16 protein-coding genes, 2 riboswitches and 1 other annotated feature (1 of these 19 running past the window's edge) are annotated in these 19,109 nt (G+C 40.7%); of the genes, 6 read left to right on the forward strand and 10 right to left on the reverse strand.

What is annotated here, in order from left to right:
* The first annotated feature begins 38 nt into the window (after window positions 1-38).
* The 3 genes from murC (at window position 39) to KHA95_RS11645 (ending at window position 2,485) form a co-directional block, all read left to right on the forward strand.
* Window positions 39-1,358, forward strand: coding sequence for a UDP-N-acetylmuramate--L-alanine ligase (murC, locus tag KHA95_RS11635; RefSeq protein WP_213137674.1), 1,320 nt, complete (start codon window positions 39-41; stop codon window positions 1,356-1,358).
* 149 nt (window positions 1,359-1,507) lie between these two features.
* Window positions 1,508-1,975: a DUF948 domain-containing protein gene (locus KHA95_RS11640; protein ID WP_213137675.1), complete on the forward strand. Its 468-nt coding sequence runs from the start codon at window positions 1,508-1,510 to the stop codon at window positions 1,973-1,975.
* Between the two features lie 36 nt (window positions 1,976-2,011).
* Window positions 2,012-2,485, forward strand: a complete 474-nt coding sequence (locus KHA95_RS11645) for a YtxH domain-containing protein (RefSeq protein WP_213137676.1) — start codon at window positions 2,012-2,014, stop codon at window positions 2,483-2,485.
* Window positions 2,486-2,547: 62 nt separating this feature from the next.
* On the opposite strand, the gene pilM is transcribed toward KHA95_RS11645, so the two are convergent.
* A complete protein-coding gene (gene pilM, locus KHA95_RS11650; protein ID WP_213137677.1) occupies window positions 2,548-4,698 on the reverse strand; it encodes a cell division protein FtsA in 2,151 nt (716 codons plus the stop codon).
* Between the two features lie 256 nt (window positions 4,699-4,954).
* On the opposite strand from pilM, the gene ccpA reads away from it, so the two are divergent.
* A complete protein-coding gene (gene ccpA / locus KHA95_RS11655; protein WP_213137678.1) occupies window positions 4,955-5,959 on the forward strand; it encodes a catabolite control protein A in 1,005 nt (334 codons plus the stop codon).
* Between the two features lie 332 nt (window positions 5,960-6,291).
* Here the strand turns inward: ccpA and KHA95_RS11660 are convergent, their stop codons facing one another.
* From KHA95_RS11660 to KHA95_RS11670, 3 genes are read right to left on the reverse strand one after another with little or no spacing between them, the layout of a single operon-like run.
* The gene (locus KHA95_RS11660) at window positions 6,292-7,476 is read right to left on the reverse strand and encodes an acetoin utilization protein AcuC (protein WP_213137679.1); all 1,185 of its coding nucleotides are present in this window, start codon (window positions 7,474-7,476) and stop codon (window positions 6,292-6,294) included.
* Window positions 7,473-8,120: an acetoin utilization AcuB family protein gene (locus KHA95_RS11665; protein WP_213137680.1), complete on the reverse strand. Its 648-nt coding sequence runs from the start codon at window positions 8,118-8,120 to the stop codon at window positions 7,473-7,475. Before KHA95_RS11665 ends, KHA95_RS11660 begins: the two co-directional genes overlap by 4 nt.
* A gap of 22 nt (window positions 8,121-8,142) precedes the next feature.
* Window positions 8,143-8,775 (reverse strand): GNAT family N-acetyltransferase, encoded by a 633-nt coding sequence (locus KHA95_RS11670; protein ID WP_213137681.1) that lies wholly within the window; start codon window positions 8,773-8,775, stop codon window positions 8,143-8,145.
* A gap of 408 nt (window positions 8,776-9,183) precedes the next feature.
* Here KHA95_RS11670 and acsA point away from each other — a divergent pair, with 408 nt between their 5' ends.
* Entirely contained in the window at window positions 9,184-10,902 is a 1,719-nt protein-coding gene (acsA, locus tag KHA95_RS11675; protein ID WP_213137682.1) for an acetate--CoA ligase, read from the forward strand.
* A gap of 201 nt (window positions 10,903-11,103) precedes the next feature.
* Here acsA and KHA95_RS11680 read toward each other — a convergent pair whose 3' ends face one another.
* The 6 genes from KHA95_RS11680 to tenA all read right to left on the reverse strand — a co-directional run bounded on the left by KHA95_RS11680 (window position 11,104) and on the right by tenA (window position 17,612).
* Window positions 11,104-14,001, reverse strand: a complete 2,898-nt coding sequence (locus tag KHA95_RS11680; RefSeq protein WP_213137683.1) for a transglycosylase domain-containing protein — start codon at window positions 13,999-14,001, stop codon at window positions 11,104-11,106.
* Window positions 14,002-14,149: 148 nt separating this feature from the next.
* On the reverse strand, window positions 14,150-14,653 hold the full coding sequence (gene thiW, locus KHA95_RS11685) for an energy coupling factor transporter S component ThiW (RefSeq protein WP_213137684.1): 504 nt from the start codon (window positions 14,651-14,653) through the stop codon (window positions 14,150-14,152).
* Entirely contained in the window at window positions 14,650-15,303 is a 654-nt protein-coding gene (gene thiE, locus KHA95_RS11690) for a thiamine phosphate synthase (protein ID WP_481748438.1), read from the reverse strand. The genes thiW and thiE overlap by 4 nt, the downstream gene beginning before the upstream one ends.
* The gene (gene thiD / locus KHA95_RS11695; RefSeq protein WP_213137685.1) at window positions 15,290-16,123 is read right to left on the reverse strand and encodes a bifunctional hydroxymethylpyrimidine kinase/phosphomethylpyrimidine kinase; all 834 of its coding nucleotides are present in this window, start codon (window positions 16,121-16,123) and stop codon (window positions 15,290-15,292) included. Before thiD ends, thiE begins: the two co-directional genes overlap by 14 nt.
* Window positions 16,120-16,926 (reverse strand): hydroxyethylthiazole kinase, encoded by an 807-nt coding sequence (gene thiM, locus KHA95_RS11700; RefSeq protein ID WP_213137686.1) that lies wholly within the window; start codon window positions 16,924-16,926, stop codon window positions 16,120-16,122. The genes thiD and thiM overlap by 4 nt, the downstream gene beginning before the upstream one ends.
* Window positions 16,926-17,612 carry a thiaminase II gene (tenA, locus tag KHA95_RS11705; protein ID WP_213137687.1) on the reverse strand — a complete coding sequence of 229 codons (687 nt, stop codon included), beginning with the start codon at window positions 17,610-17,612 and terminating at the stop codon, window positions 16,926-16,928. Before tenA ends, thiM begins: the two co-directional genes overlap by 1 nt.
* A gap of 98 nt (window positions 17,613-17,710) precedes the next feature.
* Window positions 17,711-17,817, reverse strand: a riboswitch (TPP riboswitch).
* 107 nt (window positions 17,818-17,924) lie between these two features.
* Window positions 17,925-18,022: riboswitch (TPP riboswitch) on the forward strand.
* 71 nt (window positions 18,023-18,093) lie between these two features.
* On the opposite strand from tenA, the gene KHA95_RS11710 reads away from it, so the two are divergent.
* Window positions 18,094-18,858: a 3-oxoacyl-ACP reductase gene (locus KHA95_RS11710; protein WP_213137688.1), complete on the forward strand. Its 765-nt coding sequence runs from the start codon at window positions 18,094-18,096 to the stop codon at window positions 18,856-18,858.
* Window positions 18,859-18,985: 127 nt separating this feature from the next.
* Window positions 18,986-19,109, forward strand: a binding site (T-box leader); it runs 93 nt beyond the window's last position.

A 19,109-nucleotide genomic window follows, 5' to 3' on the forward strand; every position in this document is an offset into this window, starting at 1 on the left:
ATAATACATACAGATAGAGAATAGTTGGAGGTTCTACTATGACTATGTACCATTTCGTAGGTATTAAAGGCTCAGGTATGAGCGCGCTCGCACAAATCCTTCACGATATGGGATACAACGTACAAGGTTCAGATGTGGGAAAGTTTTTCTTTACACAAACGGCCCTTGAAGATGCTAATATTAAAATTTTACCTTTTAACAGGGAAAACATTAAGCAGGGTATGACGGTCATCGCCGGAAATGCTTTTCCTGATACACATGAAGAAATCGAAGAAGCGCAAAAACAAGGAATCCCGGTTGTGAGATATCACGCTTTTTTAGGTGATTTTATGAATGAATTTACGAGTATTGCTGTGACCGGATCACATGGGAAAACATCAACAACGGGATTGCTTTCTCACGTAATGGAGGGAGCGAAGCCAACATCTTTCCTAATAGGAGATGGAACTGGGAAGGGAGACAGGGATGCGAACTATTTCGTGTTTGAAGCATGTGAATATCGCAGACATTTTCTCTCATATTATCCTGACTATGCAATTATGACGAATATTGATTTTGATCACCCTGATTATTTTGCGAATGTAGAGGATGTGTTTAGCGCATTCCAGCAAATGGCGATGCAAGTAAAAAAAGCAATCGTTGCCTATGGTGACGATGAGCAATTACAAAAAATTCATGCTGAAGCACCTGTATTATTTTATGGGTTTGCGGAAACAAATGATTTTCAAGCACGTAATATAGAAAAATCAACCGCAGGGACAAAATTCGATGTGTACGTAAGAAATAATTTCTATGCTTCGTTTGAAATACCCACTTTTGGGGACCATAATATATTAAATGCACTTTCAGTGATTGCCATTTGCCATTACGAAGAGATCGATGCACAAATCGTTCAAAAACAATTAAAAACTTTTAAAGGTGTAAAACGACGCTTCACGGAAAAACGAGTAGGTAACCAAATTCTCGTTGATGATTATGCTCATCATCCTGTCGAAATCAAGGCAACGATTAATGCTGCACGGCAAAAATATCCAGACAAACAAATTGTCGCTGTGTTCCAGCCACACACTTTTACTCGAACGCAAACATTTTTGCAAGAATTCGCTGAAAGTTTAGGGGAAGCGGATCAAGTGTATTTATGCGATATTTTTGGCTCAGCAAGAGAAAATCATGGCAAACTAACGATTAAAGATTTACTTGTTAAAATCGAAGGGGCCGAGATGTTAAAAGAGGAGGACACGTCGCCACTTTTACATTTTGATAATTCAATTCTCATATTCATGGGAGCTGGCGATATTCAAAAATTCCAAACCTCTTATGAACAATTATTGCAACAACAGCTTAAAAAGGCTCAATAAACTGTCATTTTCAAATGACAGTTTTTTAATCTCATTTATTTTTTGAAAAAATAAAAGGAGAAGTGTGATTCAATCTAGAAGTAGTAGAAAGCCGTGTTTATCTATTTGAAAACAGGGAAGAGTTAATTGTATCTAGGAGGTGCTGCAAAATGATTATCATTCTTTATTTAAGTGTCGCGGTTATTGCGATTGCTTTTTTCATTCTTGTTCTCAGCTTAACAAAAACACTAAAGGCGATGAAAGGGACATTAGAAAGTGTTGCAACAACGCTTGATGGTCTTGAGTCACAGCTACAAGGTGTAACAAAGGAAACAACATTATTGTTACATAAAACGAATGGCCTTGCAGAGGATATTCAAGGGAAGGTCGAAAAGTTGGACACTGTTGTACATGCTGTTCAAGATGTAGGAACAACGGTTCAACAGTTAAACACATCGCTAAAAAAAGTAACAACTTCTGTCTCCACATCAATGGTGCGCAATCAAGATAAAGTCGCACAAGTCGTCCAATGGGGGGCGGTGATTAAAGAAATCAGGGATAAATGGTTTGATAAATCAAAGAAAGAAGAGGATGAAAAAAAGCGATCCGAACTTAAAAGAATCGCCCAAACTCACTAAAAACTTTATTCATTTTATATAGGAGGATGATGGAAAATGAGTAATGATAAAAATAATCAAACGAGTAATTTTATGACAGGAATTATTGTTGGAAGTATCGTTGGAGCTGCGACAGCATTGTTAATGGCACCGAAATCTGGTAAAGAGCTTCGAAGTGATATTAATGAGCAAGTAGAGGCGTTGAAAGAAAAAACGGGTGAGTGGAAAGAAACAGTTATGGAAAAAGGGACTGAGTTGACATCGAATGCAATGGAAAAAACAGAACAGGTCCGCCAAGTTGCAATGGAAAAAGGAAATGACCTAGCTGGAACGGTAAAAGAGAAAGCAGATCAATTGTTAAACAAAGCAAAGGAAACGACTGAGCAACTAGCTGATAAGGCAGACGAATGGAAAGAAACGGTTCAAGAAACTGCCAGTGATGTAGGAGAAACGATTAATGAAAAGGTAGACCAAGCAAAAGAGGCGGCTGACTCTGCCGAAGAAAAAGTAGAAGATCTCGTAAAAAAATAAAAGAAAAAACTTGCTTAAAAATAGAGAAGGTGTGAAAAACGATTGTTTTTCACACCTTCTTTTTATTGATTTGAAGGAACGGTGTCCCAAATGATTTGTAAATGATCCCCGTGTTGAATGGGGCTGTAAAAAGTTGCTTCACTTTCATTGATAAGCAAAGAAAAATTCCCCTTTGCATGTGGTGGCTTTTCCACCTCAACATATGAAAAGATATCTTGAAAAATAAATGGGGTGTATTCAATTTCCTTGACCGTTATGGAATCACCATACTGAATGCTATCAGATGCGACTAACGCTTTTTCACCCCGTAAGAACTCGGTAATGGCTTTCTCCAATATAATCGGTTGACGATTGAATGTGACAGAGATGGACTGATGCAGCATATATCCTTTTACGTGAGCTAAATTGCCAACGGTTGGTTCAAGCTTTCGTTCAATGGTGATCTTCGCATTTGCCGGAAATGGATCAGAATATTTTCTTTCCTCCCCATTAATCAATACCGTAGCCGAAAAAGCGGGAAAGAATGATTCTTTTCCATTTAAAATGATCCGAAACGGCTTAAGCAGATGCGATTGTTGTAAAGATGTTAACAATTGGTCAATCGTTTCCGGGAAGGAAACGATAATATGATCACGATCTTTCACAAAGTCTGAAATCTTCGCCTCCACACCATGATTAAGAAGCATAGAGTGCACTTCGTAACGCTTTTGATTAATTGTAACGACTTGAGTTGGAACGACATCAATGAGATCGCCAATTTTTATCATTGGTGGTTTTCCGTCTTTCCCTTTTTCAGCGATGATTTGATCTCCATCTACAATTGGATCTTCAATGCTACAAGGTTGACCATTTTTTAAAATGAGAGGTGGCTCCCCGTATTGTCCAGGGAGTGTCACTTGCTGATTATTTAATGTAATCATCATCGCCATTCCCGGTTTACCGTACAATTTTCCAATAGAAATCCCAGATGCGAGTAAACAATCAGCGACCGTGAGCTGTTTTGCTTCAAACAAGCGAACGGTTCGTCCATTAACAGTAGCTGTTACATAATGAATGGGCGCATTAGTAGCAGAAATGGCAATTCCAATTGGTGTAATTTGATCTGGCCCGCCAAGAATATGGTCAGCAATCATTAATCCTTGAATGGCATCAGCTCCGCGGATTGCGACCCGGTTTGTTGGAAGACCAAGCTTTATAGCAAGGCGTTCAGATAATTCAGGAGTCATACTTCCGCCTCCAACAAGCATGACCGCTTTTGGAGCATGCTGATTATTTAAAGCGAGTATTTCCTCGTAAATGGATGTAGCTAGTCGATCGATTGCCGGAGCAATTTGGCTGACGATGTCAGTTTTCTGATGTTCCAGCTCGAAGCCAAGAATATCTGTTGTTATAACTGTGTTATTTGTCCATAGTTCCCGTTTCACCCGCTCAGCCTCAGGAAAATCAAGAAGCAACTCGTCACTAATCGCTTCGGTAATTTCATCCCCCGCAACTGGAACCATTCCATAAGCGACAACCGTTTCCTCATCCGTAATGGCAATATCCGATGTGCCCGCTCCTACATCGACTAAGGCGACGTTTAATCTCCTAATAGAGGAAGGGACAAGCACGTTGATTGCAGCGATCGGTTCGAGTGTTAACGCTTCAAGCTCCAATCCGGTACGATGGAGAGTTTTCATCAAAGAGTCAACGACAACCTTTGGCAAAAATGTTGCAATAATTTCTACGGCAGCGAACTTACCTTGCTGATCGATTAAGTTGCCAATACGTTCACCATCTAAATAATAATGGAGAACGGAATAGCCGACGCAATAATACGAATGGGTATCCGTTGTTGCTTGTTTTTCTGCTGCGAGCGCCTGTGCTTGCTGGACCGCTGTTAATTCAAAGTGAAGAATATCTTCTCTTGATAACATCGGTTTATCAATGATAGAAATTTCGGCTTTTGATTTTTCTGTTTTTAATGCACGACCAGCCGCGGCCGCACACACTTTTGGTAAAGGACCATAAACTTGTTCTAATTCTGTTTTTATTTCAGTAATCACATTTGAAACTGCAGCTATATCATGAATTTGTCCATCTAACATTGCTCTTTCTTTATGTTCTTTTACAATTAAATCAAGAACTCGATATTGATCATCAACGAACTCAAGAATAATTCCTACGACGGACCGGGTACCAATATCAAGGGCAAATATTTTTTCTGATTGCATAATGCTTCACCTACTTATTCGTTCACATACTTACTAAAATGTACCATATCGTCACCTTGAATTGAAGCATCGCTTTTATCAAACAATAGATAGAATAATAAATAATCGACAAAATGTTGGCATTTTCGCTGTAAATATGATAAATTTTTCACATATAAGGGGAAACGTTTGCAGATTAAGGGGTCTGTATCGTATGATTAGGAGAAGAATCATTATAGGATCTTAATGTGTAAAGTTGTAAATAAGGAGTGATGTTTTGATGAATATAACAATATATGACGTAGCAAGAGAAGCAAATGTATCAATGGCTACCGTATCACGAGTGGTGAACGGAAACCCTAACGTAAAACCAGCAACAAGAAAAAAGGTGCTAGATGTTATTGATCGACTAGAATATCGTCCAAACGCAGTTGCACGTGGATTAGCAAGTAAGAAAACGACAACTGTCGGTGTAATTATCCCGGACATTTCCAATGTATATTATGCGGAATTAGCACGAGGAATTGAAGATATCGCAACGATGTATAAGTATAACATCATTTTAAGTAACTCAGACCAAAACAAAAATAAGGAATTGCACTTACTGAACACGATGCTAGGGAAACAAGTAGACGGCATCGTATTTATGGGTGGAGCGATTTCAGAAGAGCTCGTATCTGAATTCAAAAGATCTCCTGTGCCGATTGTGCTAGCGGGTTCCATTGAAGAAGCAGGTAATGTACCTTCTGTAAATATCGATTATCATCAAGGGGCGTTTGACGCAGTGACAACTTTCATTGAAAAAGGTCATACGCAAATTGCATGCATCATCGGTCCAATGGAAAATCCGATCAATAGCAGCCAAAAGCTACTCGGATATAAGGAAGCATTAGAAAAGGCCGGTCTGACATTTAAAGAGGAGTATGTAATCGAAGGCGATGACACATACGAATCAGGACTCGAAGCTTGGGAAAAATTTAGTGCACTCGAGCAAAGACCAACTGCTGTTTTCGCAAGCAATGATGAAATGGCACTTGGCATTATGCATGGTGCACAAGACCAAGGGCTCGTCATCCCGGATGAAGTAGAAGTAATTACATCCGATAATACGCGCTTATCATTAATGGTTAGACCACAATTATCTTCTGTCGTTCAGCCTGTCTACGACATCGGCGCTGTTGCCATGAGGTTGTTAACAAAATTAATGAACAAGGAAGAAGTAAGTGAGCAAATTGTTGTCCTTCCACACCGAATCGAAATGAGAGGCTCGACAAAAGAATAAGAATGGTGTGACAAAAGCGGACTAGCTCCGCTTAAGCGCCTTAAGGTTCAAATCATCTATGATTTGAACCTTTTTGAATGGCGCAAATTCAAATAAGAGCGGAAACTTAACCGAGTGACCTAGCCTCAATTTGTATCGTGTTATTGGTGTATTGACTTGTGGCTAATATCCCGCTCCGCTATTGAATCAGCAATCACAGTCGAAAAGAATCTCTCTAATGGACGGATCTCCACTCTAAATCGCGAACTCCGCTGATAAGAAGGCCTCTAATGTCCCGTTCATCGATTACCCCCGAAATCACTGTCCATAAGACCCGGCTGCATTTTCAAGATTTATGAGTTCTTTCTTTTTTTTCGTTGTTCTTGGTGTTGCCTGACAAAAAATAATGCTCGATCAAGAGTTTGGCGATTTTTTTCCTCAATTTCCTTTTTTCGTGGAATCGGAGGATACATATCAGCTGCATCTTCCCAATGTTCAGGAAGCGGTACTGGTGATAATGGTTGCCAGTGTTCTAGCCATTCAGGAGGTAAGGCTCCAGAAACAGGTCCATACTCAGTCATCTCAAGCCAAATAAGGGACCATGCCCGTGGTACGACTCGCCAAATATCATAACCACCACCGCCAACTGCAATCCATTTGCCGTCACAATATTTATGGGCAAGTTCGTGAGCCAGTTTTGGAATTGCTTTAAACGTTTCCGTTGATACGGATAAATGTGTTAAAGGATCGTAATAATGGGCATCTGCTCCATTTTGACTAACGATAACATCGGGTCGGAAGTAGTCAGTAATTTCGGTTAAAGCAGTTTTGTATGCTTCAAGAAACGATTCATCTTCAGTAAAAGCATCGAGTGGGATATTGAATGAATATCCATATCCTTTTCCTTGCCCCCATTCATTCACATTTCCTGTCCCGGGAAATAAGTACCTTCCTGTTTCATGAATGGAAATCGTACAAACCGTTTCGTCATCGTAAAAAGACCATTGGACGCCATCTCCATGATGCGCATCAGTATCGATATAAAGTACGCGTGCACCGTATTTTTTTTGCAAGTACTTAATTGCTACTGCACTATCATTATATACGCAAAACCCCGATGCCTTTCCTCTAAATCCGTGATGGAGCCCTCCGCCTAAATGCAAGGCATGATTAGCTTTTCCTTGCATGACTTGATCAACAGCGGTTAACGTTCCGCCAACTAATAAAGCACTGGCTTCATGCATCTGCGAAAAGATGGGAGTATCCTCTGTTCCAATTCCAAAACTTTCTGCTTTTCCCATTGGAAGTTCCCCGCGGCCAGCTTGCTTTACCGCATCTATATATGTTTTTTCATGATTAAGTAAAAGTTCATCATCGGTTGCCATCCGCGGAGGGATGATGTCGCCATCAGTAAGCGCGTGTAATTTTTTTAATAAATCAAGTGTTAATTGAATCCGTTTTTGATTAAATGGGTGTGTATCCGAAAAGCGATACGAAAGTAGTTCATCGGAATAGATAAAAACGGCGTTTTTTTTCATAGTTGCGTCCTTGAAAGATTGGGCCAGATAATCTGAAACCCTTCTGCTGTTAATTGTTCAACTACTGATAACGGATTCATTGTTGCAACGCGAAAAACAAGAATTTTGTATGCATCATCATTTGGATCAGGATAAACAAGAACGCTATGAACATTTATATTGTTTTGAAGAAAGACACGGGTGACATCATGTAAAATGCCAAGGCGGTTTTCAACTTTAATTTCAATTTGCGAACCAGGTTTATTTGCTCCTGTTAATTCGACCATCGTATGTAATAAATCTGTACTCGTAACAATACCGACCAATTTTCCAGCGTTGACAATTGGCAAGCAACCAATCTTATAATCATAAAAAAGGACAGTGATTTCCTCCACAAAATCAAGTGGATGCCCCGTTATTACATTTTTTGTCATAATAGATGAGAGCGGCATATTATGGATCTCTTTAATCATTTCACCTTCAAGCATTGTGGGTGTAGCCATTTTGATATCTCGATCAGTGACGAGCCCAATGACTTCCTGCTGATCATTTACGAGCGGCAGGTGACGAATCTTTCGATCGCGCATAATTTGGATCGCTAATCGAATCGTATCCGTCGGTTTTAACACAGCGACATCTGTTGTCATAATTTGTTCGATCTTCATCGATATTCAACTCCTTTTTCACTTAATACATCCAGCGATTCATAAATCGAAGCGAATCGAATTGCTGAATCGATGCAGTATCGACACGACTTCCAATTCGCACCATTAAACAGTTTGCTGGGTGGGAACTAATCTCGGGATCGTCAGTTGCGTACCAGACTAATCCGCCTGAATTCATCATTTTCTCCATTATCTTTCGATATTCCCACACATCGAGTCCCGTCCCTTTTAAATCCCAGTGCCAATAATATTCCGTTGTAATAATGATGTAATCTTCCATTGCATCATCCATCATCGAAACCTTTAATAAGCCTTTACCGACACCAGCACTCCGAAAGGCGGGAATGACTTCAATAGCTCCAAGTTCAATCAGATTATCCATTTTCCCCTCTGACCATCTTTCAAGTGGATCGGGATAAACATAAGTAACATAGCCAATCACAAGATTATTTTCTCGAGCAACAATGATTCTTCCTTCAGGAAGACGAGCGATTTCTATTAAAGCTTGATGCTGATCAGAAGCTTGTCTAAATGCTTTTAAATCTTCGTGAAAATCCAACGCTTCAAGCTCGACAGAAGAAATTGGGCCTTCAATGATGACGCTGCCATTTGGAGTTTTTAACTCCATTTGATAATACGTCTTTACATGCTCCACATAATCACCCCCATATGTGATGAAATTCTATTAGAAAAAAGTCAGGTTGCGTCTTAAAAATGCTCAGAACTAAAATTGCACGACCTTGACCGTTTTTAATTCTTTTAACATGAATGAGCAGAATTCCACTACTTCTATAAGTGGTGAAATGAATGTCGTATTGCCTTTCAAATCAAACTCCATACCGATTCAAGTGGCAGATGTCATGGATTTTTAGAGGGGCTTAGGATGGCAACCTAAGTTCACCCCATCCTGCGGTCATGAGCTCGAAAAAAACTGAGTACAGGCCAAGGCGTAATTGATATCGACATATAATTAATTATACCTCATTGTTAAAAAATTGGGAAAATTTTTCTGTTCTATGATATTATAATAGAGTAATCTTTTACACAAAGGGGAGTTGTACACATGGAATTGGAAGCGTTGCCAGTCATAAAAGGAGAATACAATCTACAAGACTATGAAAAAACATGTAAAAGCTTTGATTGGTCCGAAACAGAGAGGAATTTTTCATGGCATGAAACTGGCCGAGTAAATATGGCTTATGAAGCGATTGACCGCCATGCGGAAACTTTTCGAAAAAACAAGATTGCATTATATTATCGTGACGCAGAGAGAGAGGAAAAATATACGTTCCGTGAGATGAAGGAACAATCGAATAAAGCAGCAAATGCGTTAAAGCGATATGGGAATGTTGAAAAAGGTGATCGAGTTTTTATTTTTATGCCGAGAACACCTGAATTATATTTTGCTATATTAGGAACGATTAAAGTTGGAGCGATTGTTGGCCCTTTATTTGAAGCGTTTATGGAAGGGGCTGTAAAAGATCGGCTTGAAGATAGCGAGGCGAAAGTACTTGTAACGACGCCAGACTTACTTCAGCGTGTACCAGTAGACGAATTGCCGCAATTAAAACATATTTTTCTTGTTGGAGAAAACATCGAAGAATCAGAACAATATATTGATTTTAATAAAAAATTGGCTGAAGCAGATAAGAATTTTGAGATTGAATGGGTCGATCGTAAAGATGGGATGATTCTTCATTACACATCTGGTTCAACGGGTAGGCCGAAGGGAGTATTGCACGTACATAATGCAATGATTCAACATTATCAAACAGCGCGCTGGATCCTCGATATGAAAGAGGATGATGTATATTGGTGTACAGCGGATCCGGGCTGGGTAACAGGAACATCATACGGGATTTTTGGCCCTTGGTTAACAGGGACAACAAATGTCATCATTGGTGGGCGTTTTAATCCAGAAACGTGGTACCAAGTGTTGGAGGACTATGGTGTGACGATTTGGTATAGCGCTCCTACTGCATTTCGAATGCTAATGAGTGCTGGAGATGAAGTGGTTAAACGTTTTGATTTATCAGAACTCCGTCATATTGTTAGTGTTGGAGAGCCACTTAATCCGGAAGTGATTCGCTGGGGAATGAAAGTATTTCAAAAGCGAATTCACGATACATGGTGGATGACTGAAACAGGGGCATTATTAATTGCAAACTATCCTTCTATGGAAATTCGACCTGGATCGATGGGGAAAGGAATACCTGGAGTTGAGGTAGCGATTGTTGATGATCGCGGCAATGTGTTGCCACCGAACCGAATGGGGAATCTTGCAATTAAAAAAGGCTGGCCAGCGATGATGCATGAAATATGGAATAACAAAGAGAAGTATGATTCCTATTTCTTAGCAGGTGATTGGTATGTCTCAGGCGATTCGGCTTATATGGATGAGGATGGCTATCTGTGGTTCCAAGGTCGTGTTGATGATGTGATTATGACATCTGGTGAACGCGTCGGACCATTTGAAGTAGAAAGTAAATTGCTTGAGCACCCGGCCGTTGCTGAAGCAGGTGTCATTGGAAAGCCGGATCCGGTTCGTGGGGAAATTATAAAAGCATTCATCGCATTGCTCGATGGAAACGAACCGACAGAAGAGCTAAAAGAAGATATTCGTATTTTCGTGAAAAAAGGATTAGCGGCCCATGCAGCTCCACGTGAAATTGAATTTCGTGATAAATTGCCGAAAACACGCAGTGGTAAAATTATGCGCCGTGTGTTGAAAGCATGGGAATTGAATCTCCCAACAGGGGATTTGTCAACAATGGAAGATTAAAAAATAAAGCAGGTGATATGCCTGCTTTATTTTTATGGTTTACAGACATTTTTCTCTCCAATTATGGTGAGGGAAGGCTCTCAAAATGTTGAACTTCGATATGGTTAGCCTTATTAGTGAGGGAGAAGGAACTGCCGCACTGAAAGAGGTTCTATGTTTATTAATAAAAAACCTCTCATCAAATGTGATGAGAGGCAAGGGTTATGGCTGCTCTTCTTTCTTTTCTTCTTCTTGTTTCTTTTTCTCTTCCTCTTGCTTTTTCTGTTCTTCTTGTTTTTTCCTATCCTCTTCGGCTTTCGCTTCTTCCGCTTTTTTCTTCTCTTCTTCTTGTTTCAACATTTCTTCTGCTTTCTTTTGTTCTTCTTCTAACTTTTTCGTCTCATTGTCTTTGCCAATCTGGTTAGAACGTTCTGATTCACGCCCTGCAACATCAACGGCCACGACATAATAAGCGGCATCATCAACTGTATAGGCTAATGTTTCTCCAGAGCGTATGGAAGCAATTTTTTTGCCATCTTCCGAGTAAATTCGATAGCCAATCACATCGGAGCTTGCCGACGCTGACCACGTTAGCGTACGATCGGAAAGGCTTGCGTTAACAGCACTTGGCGCTTTTCCATCATCGGCTAGTTTCGCATCAGCGACAAATATATTTTTCCAACGGTCATTACTTGGAATCAATTGTGAATAGTCGGTGACAAGTCCGAGCGTAATTCGTTTAATAAAGTCGGGATCTAGCAATGCACCGGTATCGGTAAATTCTTCTGGCGTTGATGAAAGGGCCATATAGCTTTTCCCGTTTGCTCTTACATAACGTCCAGTACCTAAACTATCATCGACTTTTGTTGGCACATATTTTGCATTGAAAATATCGGTTTGGATGAGCCCTGCTTTCGAACAAGCTTCAGATGGCAGCATCCCGGATACTGCACAAAATGATCGGCTAACAATTCCACCAGGCATGTCAAATCTTTGCTTTGGTGCAATTAGTTCAGGCTCGATATCGTAAGCGGCGTTTATTAAATTCGCCCAAATACGGTAATTTCGTTGTGCTTCGCCAGAGGCAAGCGATTTATTGGATGTGTATCCATTCCAAGTACCAAATGTAACGTTTGGATTTGTCGCAACAAGCCATGAATCTACCGTCTTGTTCGTCGTTCCCGTTTTTCCAGCCCAATCCGCGGAAAACTTTAACATGCCTGGAAGAGTAGCAGCAGTTCCACCGGCTTTAAATACGTCACGCATCATATCAATCATTAAGTAAGCCGTCTGTGGGCTAAACACATCAACTGGTTCAACTTGATGTTCATAAATGATATTTCCATCATGGTCAGTAATTTTTTCAATCATATACGCATCTTTAAACTGTCCCATATTGGCGAATGTTGAATACGCATTTGTATTTTCTTCAACCGTAACACCATACTTCATCCCACCGATTGCTAGCGATGGATTATGATACTCCTCAGGATCTAGTGAAGTGAAGCCCATTTTTTCTAAAAACTGTGCCGGCTTTTGATTCATAATTTTCATATATGTTCCAATAGCAGAGGCATTATAGGAACTAGCTAACGCTCTTCGTGCCGTTACAAGTCCGTAATATTTCCCGTAGACGAAGTTGTTCGGTGTCCATCCGCCAATTTTGTATGGAACATCGGCAATTACTGCACCTGGTGCACTTACCCCGAGCTCCATCGCTGGTGCATAAACAAGCAATGGCTTCATCGTCGAACCATTTTGTCGTTTCGCTTGTGTCGCGTGATTGTACGGGCTTAAGTTATAATCGCGCCCTGCAACGAAGGCGAGTATTTTCCCCGTTTCGTTTTCTTGTAGAAAGGCACCGATTTGTACAGGGTCATCAACAATTTCGATTTCACCCGTTTCTTCATTTTGCTTTTCCCTTTTTAATGTAGGACCATAATTCTGATATTCGGCTGCCACTTTTTGAAACACATCATAAATGTCTTTATGAATCGTTGTATGAATTTCATAGCCGTTTTGGCGAATATCCCGGTCAGCTAACGTGTTATATTTGCCGTAAAGTTGCTTGTCGTTCTCTAAATCTTCCTTTGTATATCCATCTTTCTCCGCTAAAACTTCCATCATGACATTTCTCGCACGATCTTCAATTTCAAACGTAAGGTATGGATATTCTTCAAATGTTCGTGGTTGCTTTTCGATAAAATCCGCTGTGACATCATAGTTTTGCGCATCAGCTAATTCCTGATCTGTAATATAGCCTTCACGATGCATACGATGTAGAACGGTTTTCATTCGATTCAGCCCGTGCTGCAATAGCTCAGGGTCTTTCACTTCTCCCGTATTTGTGAATGGCGTATATCTAAATGGACTTTGAGGCATTCCTGCAAGATAAGCCGCTTGAGGCAAATTCAAGTCTTTCGCCTCAACACCGAAAACTCCTTTTGCTGCTGCTTGAATTCCACCAATATTTTGCCCAGATGAATTGCGTCCGAAAGTAGATACGTTTAAATAAGCTTCTAAAATATTGTCTTTCTCTAAAAATCGTTCTAAACGTAGTGCGAGTAATATTTCCTTTGCTTTCCGGTCAAAGGATACTTCATTCGTTAAAATTTGATTTTTAATGAGCTGCTGCGTTAATGTACTTCCGCCTGTTTGCACAGAAGCATTCGTAAATTCTTGGTAAACGGCTCGAAGGACCGCTTTTGGAACAACGCCATCATGTTCATAAAAATATTCGTCTTCTGTTGCAATAACCGCTTTTTTTAAGTAATCCGATATTTGATCAATTTTCACTTCTTCTCGGTCGATATCTGCGCGTAATTTTCCAAGTGGAATATTATTAGCAAAATATAATGTTGATGTTTCTTCGTATTGATGAATATCTTTAATCATCTGATCAGCAGGTAACACCTTTTGATCCTTAACGAGTGAGGCGAAATATCCTGCACCGACACCACCGGCAAATGCACCACCAATCACGGCGACGAGAGCGAATAATAGTGCCAAATTCCAAATAACGCCATATGTAATTCGAATTCCTCTCACAATCTGTTTATATTTTAATGAAGAAACAGATTGTTTGATCCGCCTCCACAAACTATTTTCATTTATGTTCATGTTGTTAAATCCCCCCAAAATTACTTTTTATTATAGCATAAATGATTGATAGTGAAGTGGTTGCTCTAAATTTGTTTGGATTTCTTTTTAAAAGGAAGGGGAGGAGCTAGGTTGAGAACGGATAGAGTCAACCTAGCGAGGGATTTACTTATGAAAAAAATTCTTGTTGAATTCTTCGCACATTTGGTAATTGTTCTAGTTTCCGTGCTATGATTGCACCGATGATTGCTCCACTTATGCTGGAAACAAGGAAGGGAGGCATAAAGAAAAGAGCTGTGACCGTAGTGCCCATTAAGATGGCAGCATATGGTACGGCAAATAAGGAGGCGATCACACCAGTGCCAATCATCTCACCTAAAGCAGCGATCCAAATTCGACCTGTTCGTCTAAAGAACAAACCAGCTAATGCGGCACCGATCATCCCACCGGGGAAAGCGAGCAGGGACCCTGTTCCTGTTAAGACGCGAATAAGCCCGGTTATAAATGCAATCGTGATCGCGGGGATCGGTCCAAGCACAACAGCAGCAATGACGTTAATCGCATGTTGGATTGGGTATGCGCGCGCAATTCCTGCTGGAAACGAAATGAAGGTGGAACCAATCACAGCGATCGCGACGAAAACAGTCATAAGAATGAGTTTCTTCGTATTCATTGTTTCATAAGTTTCCTTTCTTTATTTACCGCGGCGATAAAACGGCGTGCTGCTTCCTTAGGATTATTGGCAGCAGCAATTGCTGAAATGACCGCTATGCCGGCTGCTCCTGCTTGAAAGACTGGCAAACTATTTTCTGGGGTAATCCCGCCAATGCCGACGATTGGTAAATTAGGAAAATATGCAGATACTTCTTCGATCACGCTTGTACCAGCAACAGGCTTTGCATCAGCCTTGGAAATTGTCGGATAGACAGGACCGATTCCGACGTAATCGGCGCCAGCGTCTTTTGCCTCGATCGCTTCTTGTATAGAATGAACGGAAACACCAAGTAATTTATCATTACCGATTTTTTTTCGTACCGATAATGCACTTTCATCATCTTGCCCGATATGCACACCATCCGCATCTAGTTCGATTGCTAATTCAACATCATCATTGACGATAAATGGAATTTCATAATGCTTACATAATAATTGACAACTTTTCGCAAAGAAATGTTTTTCAAAGCCTTGTCGTGCTTGTGATCCTTTCTCGCGAAATTGAAAGCAGGTAACCCCGCCAAGCAAAGCTTGTTCAAGAACATTAAGCGGATTTTCGGTGTTCTCTGAACCCATAATAAAATATAGGGAATAGTCAATATCTGCCAATTAATTCAACATCCTTTCGATTCGCTGCACGATTTCGATATGCAGCATGATTCGTTGGACCATGGCCATGTCCGATGGACAGACCGTCATCAATGGCAGCGTGTATAAATTGTTTCGCTGTTACAACTGCATCTTGTATTCGACTTCCTTTCGCCAGCTCAGCGGTAATCGCGGCGGAAAATGTGCACCCTGTTCCATGTGTATCTTTCGTGTTGATTCGCGGACTACGCATATAGAAATTCTCCCCGGCTGCAGAAAGGAAAAAGTCTTCTGCGAAATGGTCATTGCGATGCCCGCCTTTGATGACAACTGCATCTGCCCCCAATTCAATCATTCGCTTTGCGGCAAGCTCGATATCCGTTTCTGTTTGGATCTCCATATTAGCAAGGGCTTCCGCCTCTGGAATATTTGGTGTGATAAGGGTAGCGAGTGGTATTAATTTCTTTTTCAATGTGTCAACGGCTGATTGTTGCAGCAAATCTTCTCCACCTTTTGCGATCATGACGGGATCGATAATGAGTGGAATAGAAGGATGGCTGCTTAATGTGTCAGCAACAGCTTCAATAATTTCCGCCGAAAATAACATTCCTGTTTTGATCGCGCCTATATTAAAATCTTTTAGCACTGCATCGATTTGTGCAATGACGATATCGGGGTCAATCGGCTGAACTTTATAGACTCCAAGTGTATTTTGGGCGGTCACTGCGGTGAGAGCAGAAGTGCCGAATGTATCTAATTCTTGGAAACTTTTTAAATCGGCTTGAATGCCGGCACCTCCACCACTATCGGAGCCGGCAATCGTTAAAGCAACAGCGGTCATATCACTTCCTCCTTTTCGTGTATATGATCCGTATACGTGAACGTTTTTTCATTTAATGTATGGAGCGCATTTAAAAATCGAACAGCGAAATCCCCTGGTCCTTCTGAGTCTGTCGCGGCTAATTCACCCGCTTTTTTGTAAAAGGCAAGACTTTCTGCGACTGCATTGAATGGTTGCTGCTTCCCGACGGATAAAAACGCCCCAGCAACAGCACTTAAAAGACAACCAGCGCCAGTCACTTGTGCCATAAAAGGATGTCCACCTGTAATTCGAACGAGTTGCTTGCCGTCCGTAACAATATCCGCTTCACCTGTAACAGCGACGATACAATGATGCTGATTGGCAACGCTTTTTGCTGCTGCTGCAATGTCGGCTGTACCATCACCAGCGTCCACTCCGTTTGCTGTCCACTCTACACCAGCAATCGCTGCAATTTCCCCCGCATTTCCTCTGATTAATGATACATTTAGCTCGTTAAGAAGCTGTTCAACTGTTTTTCTTCTATATATAGTTGCCCCTGCGCCAACTGGATCAAGAACGAGCGGATGTCCATTTTCGTTGGCGCTTTTGCCAGCGACGATCATCGCTTCGACCGAAGCGGGATGAAGGGTACCAATGTTAAGCAATGTACAAGATGAAATGGCTGCCACTTCCCCGGCTTCTTCAACCGCATCAGCCATAATCGGGGAGGCGCCAAGCGCGAGTAAGCCATTCGCCTGAAAATTTGCCACAACAAAATTTGTAATGCAATGAACGAGCGGATTTTGTTCACGCAACTGTTTAATGAAAGGTTGGTTATTCATTATGCATGCACCTCCGCTGATCGAATAATCTTCCACTCTTGTTGACTCCAGGCCATTTCCCAAAATTGTAATTCATAATGACTGCTCATAATGAACTGATCTTTTAATTCATTTATCCGCTCTGCTGGAAGATTTTTTGTAAGGTCGTTCAAGCGATCTATTTGTTCACGTGTCGACTTTTCGAACCAATCAGAGCTATATGTTGCAATCCATTTATCGTAGATCGGATGATTTGGCTTCGTATCTTTTAGTCTCTCTCCGATTTCATAATAAAGCCAGTAGCATGGAAGTAAGGCAGATAATGTATACGCTAAATCACCTTCAAGTGCGGCCCGGTATAAATGCGACGTGTACGCATAGGCAGTTGGCGCAGGTTTAAATGCTGCAAGCTCCCCTTCTGTAATCCCGAGTAATTCGAAAAAGCCTTCATGCAAGGCGATCTCCGCTCCGCATGTCCCATCTGCATGCTGAGCAAACCGTTGAACGGTTCGTAAATCTTTCGCTTGAACCGCAGCTAGAGCATGTACTTTTGCAAAATGCTTTAAATAATATGAGTCTTGTAAAACATAATGTTTAAACACAGCCTCCGGTAATGTACCTTCCGCAAGTGATTGAATAAAAGGATGCTGAAAGCTTGCTTCCCAAATATCATTACATTCTTTTCGTACTTCTTCACAAAATGACATGTTCTCCACTCCCCATGATTTTTAAAAACGTAAAAAAGCCGCACCTCCAACTCAACCGTTGAAGGAGCGGCTCGCAAAATCATAGGAAATAAACATATGAAAGAAGCGAACCACTTCCCTTCGCTGGTATGAGCCAGATCAGGTTCCGAGGGTCCGCATATATATACACGTCTCAGCCTTTTACAAGACACCCCTAGTGGTAAATCTTTTTTAGTTTTCTGATTTTAACTATATCATAAATTTGTGAATTGACAAATTATTTTAGCATTGTTATAGTTCGTCTATGATACTATCATATTAAAATACAATATTTTCGATCACTGGGGGCGCTACTTGCTGAGAGGAGGAAACTCCGACCCTTTGTACCTGATCCGGTTAACGCCGGCGTAGGAAAGTGAATCTATTGAAATGCTTCTTTCAGATCAAGATCACTGTCCCTAGTGGTCTTTTTTATTGTAAATGAGAAAAGGAGCTGTTGAATGTGGAGATTAGAGAACAAGTTGTATTAATTACGGGGAGTAGCAGAGGACTGGGAGCTGCAACGGCCAAAGCATTTGGGCGTGAAGGTGCGAGAGTAATCGTTAATTACTTTAATAATGAAGAAAAAGCATATGAAGTCGTTAAGAGTATCGGTCAAGAAAGAGCAATGGCCATTCAAGCTGACATTCGCGATCAAGAACAAGTAAACCAAATGTTTATGAAAGCAAAAGAACATTTTGGACAATCTGTCTCGACAATTGTAAATAACGCATTAGTTAATTTTACATTTAATGGAGATGATCGAAAAAATTTGGATTCGATCGAATGGGAGGATTTTAATACCCAATTTGAAGGTAGCATTATGGCAGCGCTACATACTGTTAAAGCTGGTAAAGCGGATATGGCAAAAGAACATTTCGGAAGAATCATTAATATTGGTACAAACCTTTTTCAAAATCCGGTTGTTCCTTATCATGATTACAATACTAGCAAAGCAGCCCTGCTTGGTTTAACAAGGAATATTGCGAAAGAACTAGGTCCAGCAGGAATTACTGCAAATATGGTTTCAGGTGGGCTATTGGAAAAAACAGATGCAAGTGCTGCAACTCCTGATCTTGTTTTCGACATTATTAAAGCAAACACTCCGCTTCAAAAAGTGACTACTCCAGAAGATGTTGCTGACGCTATTTTGTTCTTTGCCTCTCCGTGGAGCAGAGCTGTAACGGGACAAAATTTAGTAGTTGATGGTGGATTGGTGATGGATTAAGTACTTTAAATATCATAGTGTACAATAAATTAGAAAAGCAATATTAATTTCACCTATCATTTTTTGAACGGATTATTTGACAAATCTTTTACAATATGATTAAAATACGTTATATGTAAATTCATACGACAATGCTTTGATAGGAATAAGTAGTCAGCTGTCCCTGTTGAAAGAGAGCCGGTGGTTGGTGGAAATCGGTACAAACAGCGTGATGAATTACCTCCTTGAGCTTTTGCTGTGAAACATGATAG

This window comes from Bacillus sp. FJAT-50079, assembly GCF_018343515.1.
Classification (GTDB): Bacteria; Bacillota; Bacilli; order Bacillales; family Bacillaceae_C; genus Lederbergia.

Coding starts and splice junctions, on each gene's coding strand:
- KHA95_RS11645 (WP_213137676.1), top strand. CDS start 2,012: ATGAGTAATGATAAAAATAATCAAACGAGTAATTTTATGACAGGAATT.
- pilM (WP_213137677.1), bottom strand. CDS start 4,698: ATGCAATCAGAAAAAATATTTGCCCTTGATATTGGTACCCGGTCCGTC.
- acsA (WP_213137682.1), top strand. CDS start 9,184: ATGGAATTGGAAGCGTTGCCAGTCATAAAAGGAGAATACAATCTACAA.
- KHA95_RS11665 (WP_213137680.1), bottom strand. CDS start 8,120: ATGAAGATCGAACAAATTATGACAACAGATGTCGCTGTGTTAAAACCG.
- murC (WP_213137674.1), top strand. CDS start 39: ATGACTATGTACCATTTCGTAGGTATTAAAGGCTCAGGTATGAGCGCG.
- thiW (WP_213137684.1), bottom strand. CDS start 14,653: ATGAATACGAAGAAACTCATTCTTATGACTGTTTTCGTCGCGATCGCT.
- thiD (WP_213137685.1), bottom strand. CDS start 16,123: ATGACCGCTGTTGCTTTAACGATTGCCGGCTCCGATAGTGGTGGAGGT.
- KHA95_RS11660 (WP_213137679.1), bottom strand. CDS start 7,476: ATGAAAAAAAACGCCGTTTTTATCTATTCCGATGAACTACTTTCGTAT.
- tenA (WP_213137687.1), bottom strand. CDS start 17,612: ATGTCATTTTGTGAAGAAGTACGAAAAGAATGTAATGATATTTGGGAA.
- KHA95_RS11640 (WP_213137675.1), top strand. CDS start 1,508: ATGATTATCATTCTTTATTTAAGTGTCGCGGTTATTGCGATTGCTTTT.
- KHA95_RS11680 (WP_213137683.1), bottom strand. CDS start 14,001: ATGAACATAAATGAAAATAGTTTGTGGAGGCGGATCAAACAATCTGTT.
- thiM (WP_213137686.1), bottom strand. CDS start 16,926: ATGAATAACCAACCTTTCATTAAACAGTTGCGTGAACAAAATCCGCTC.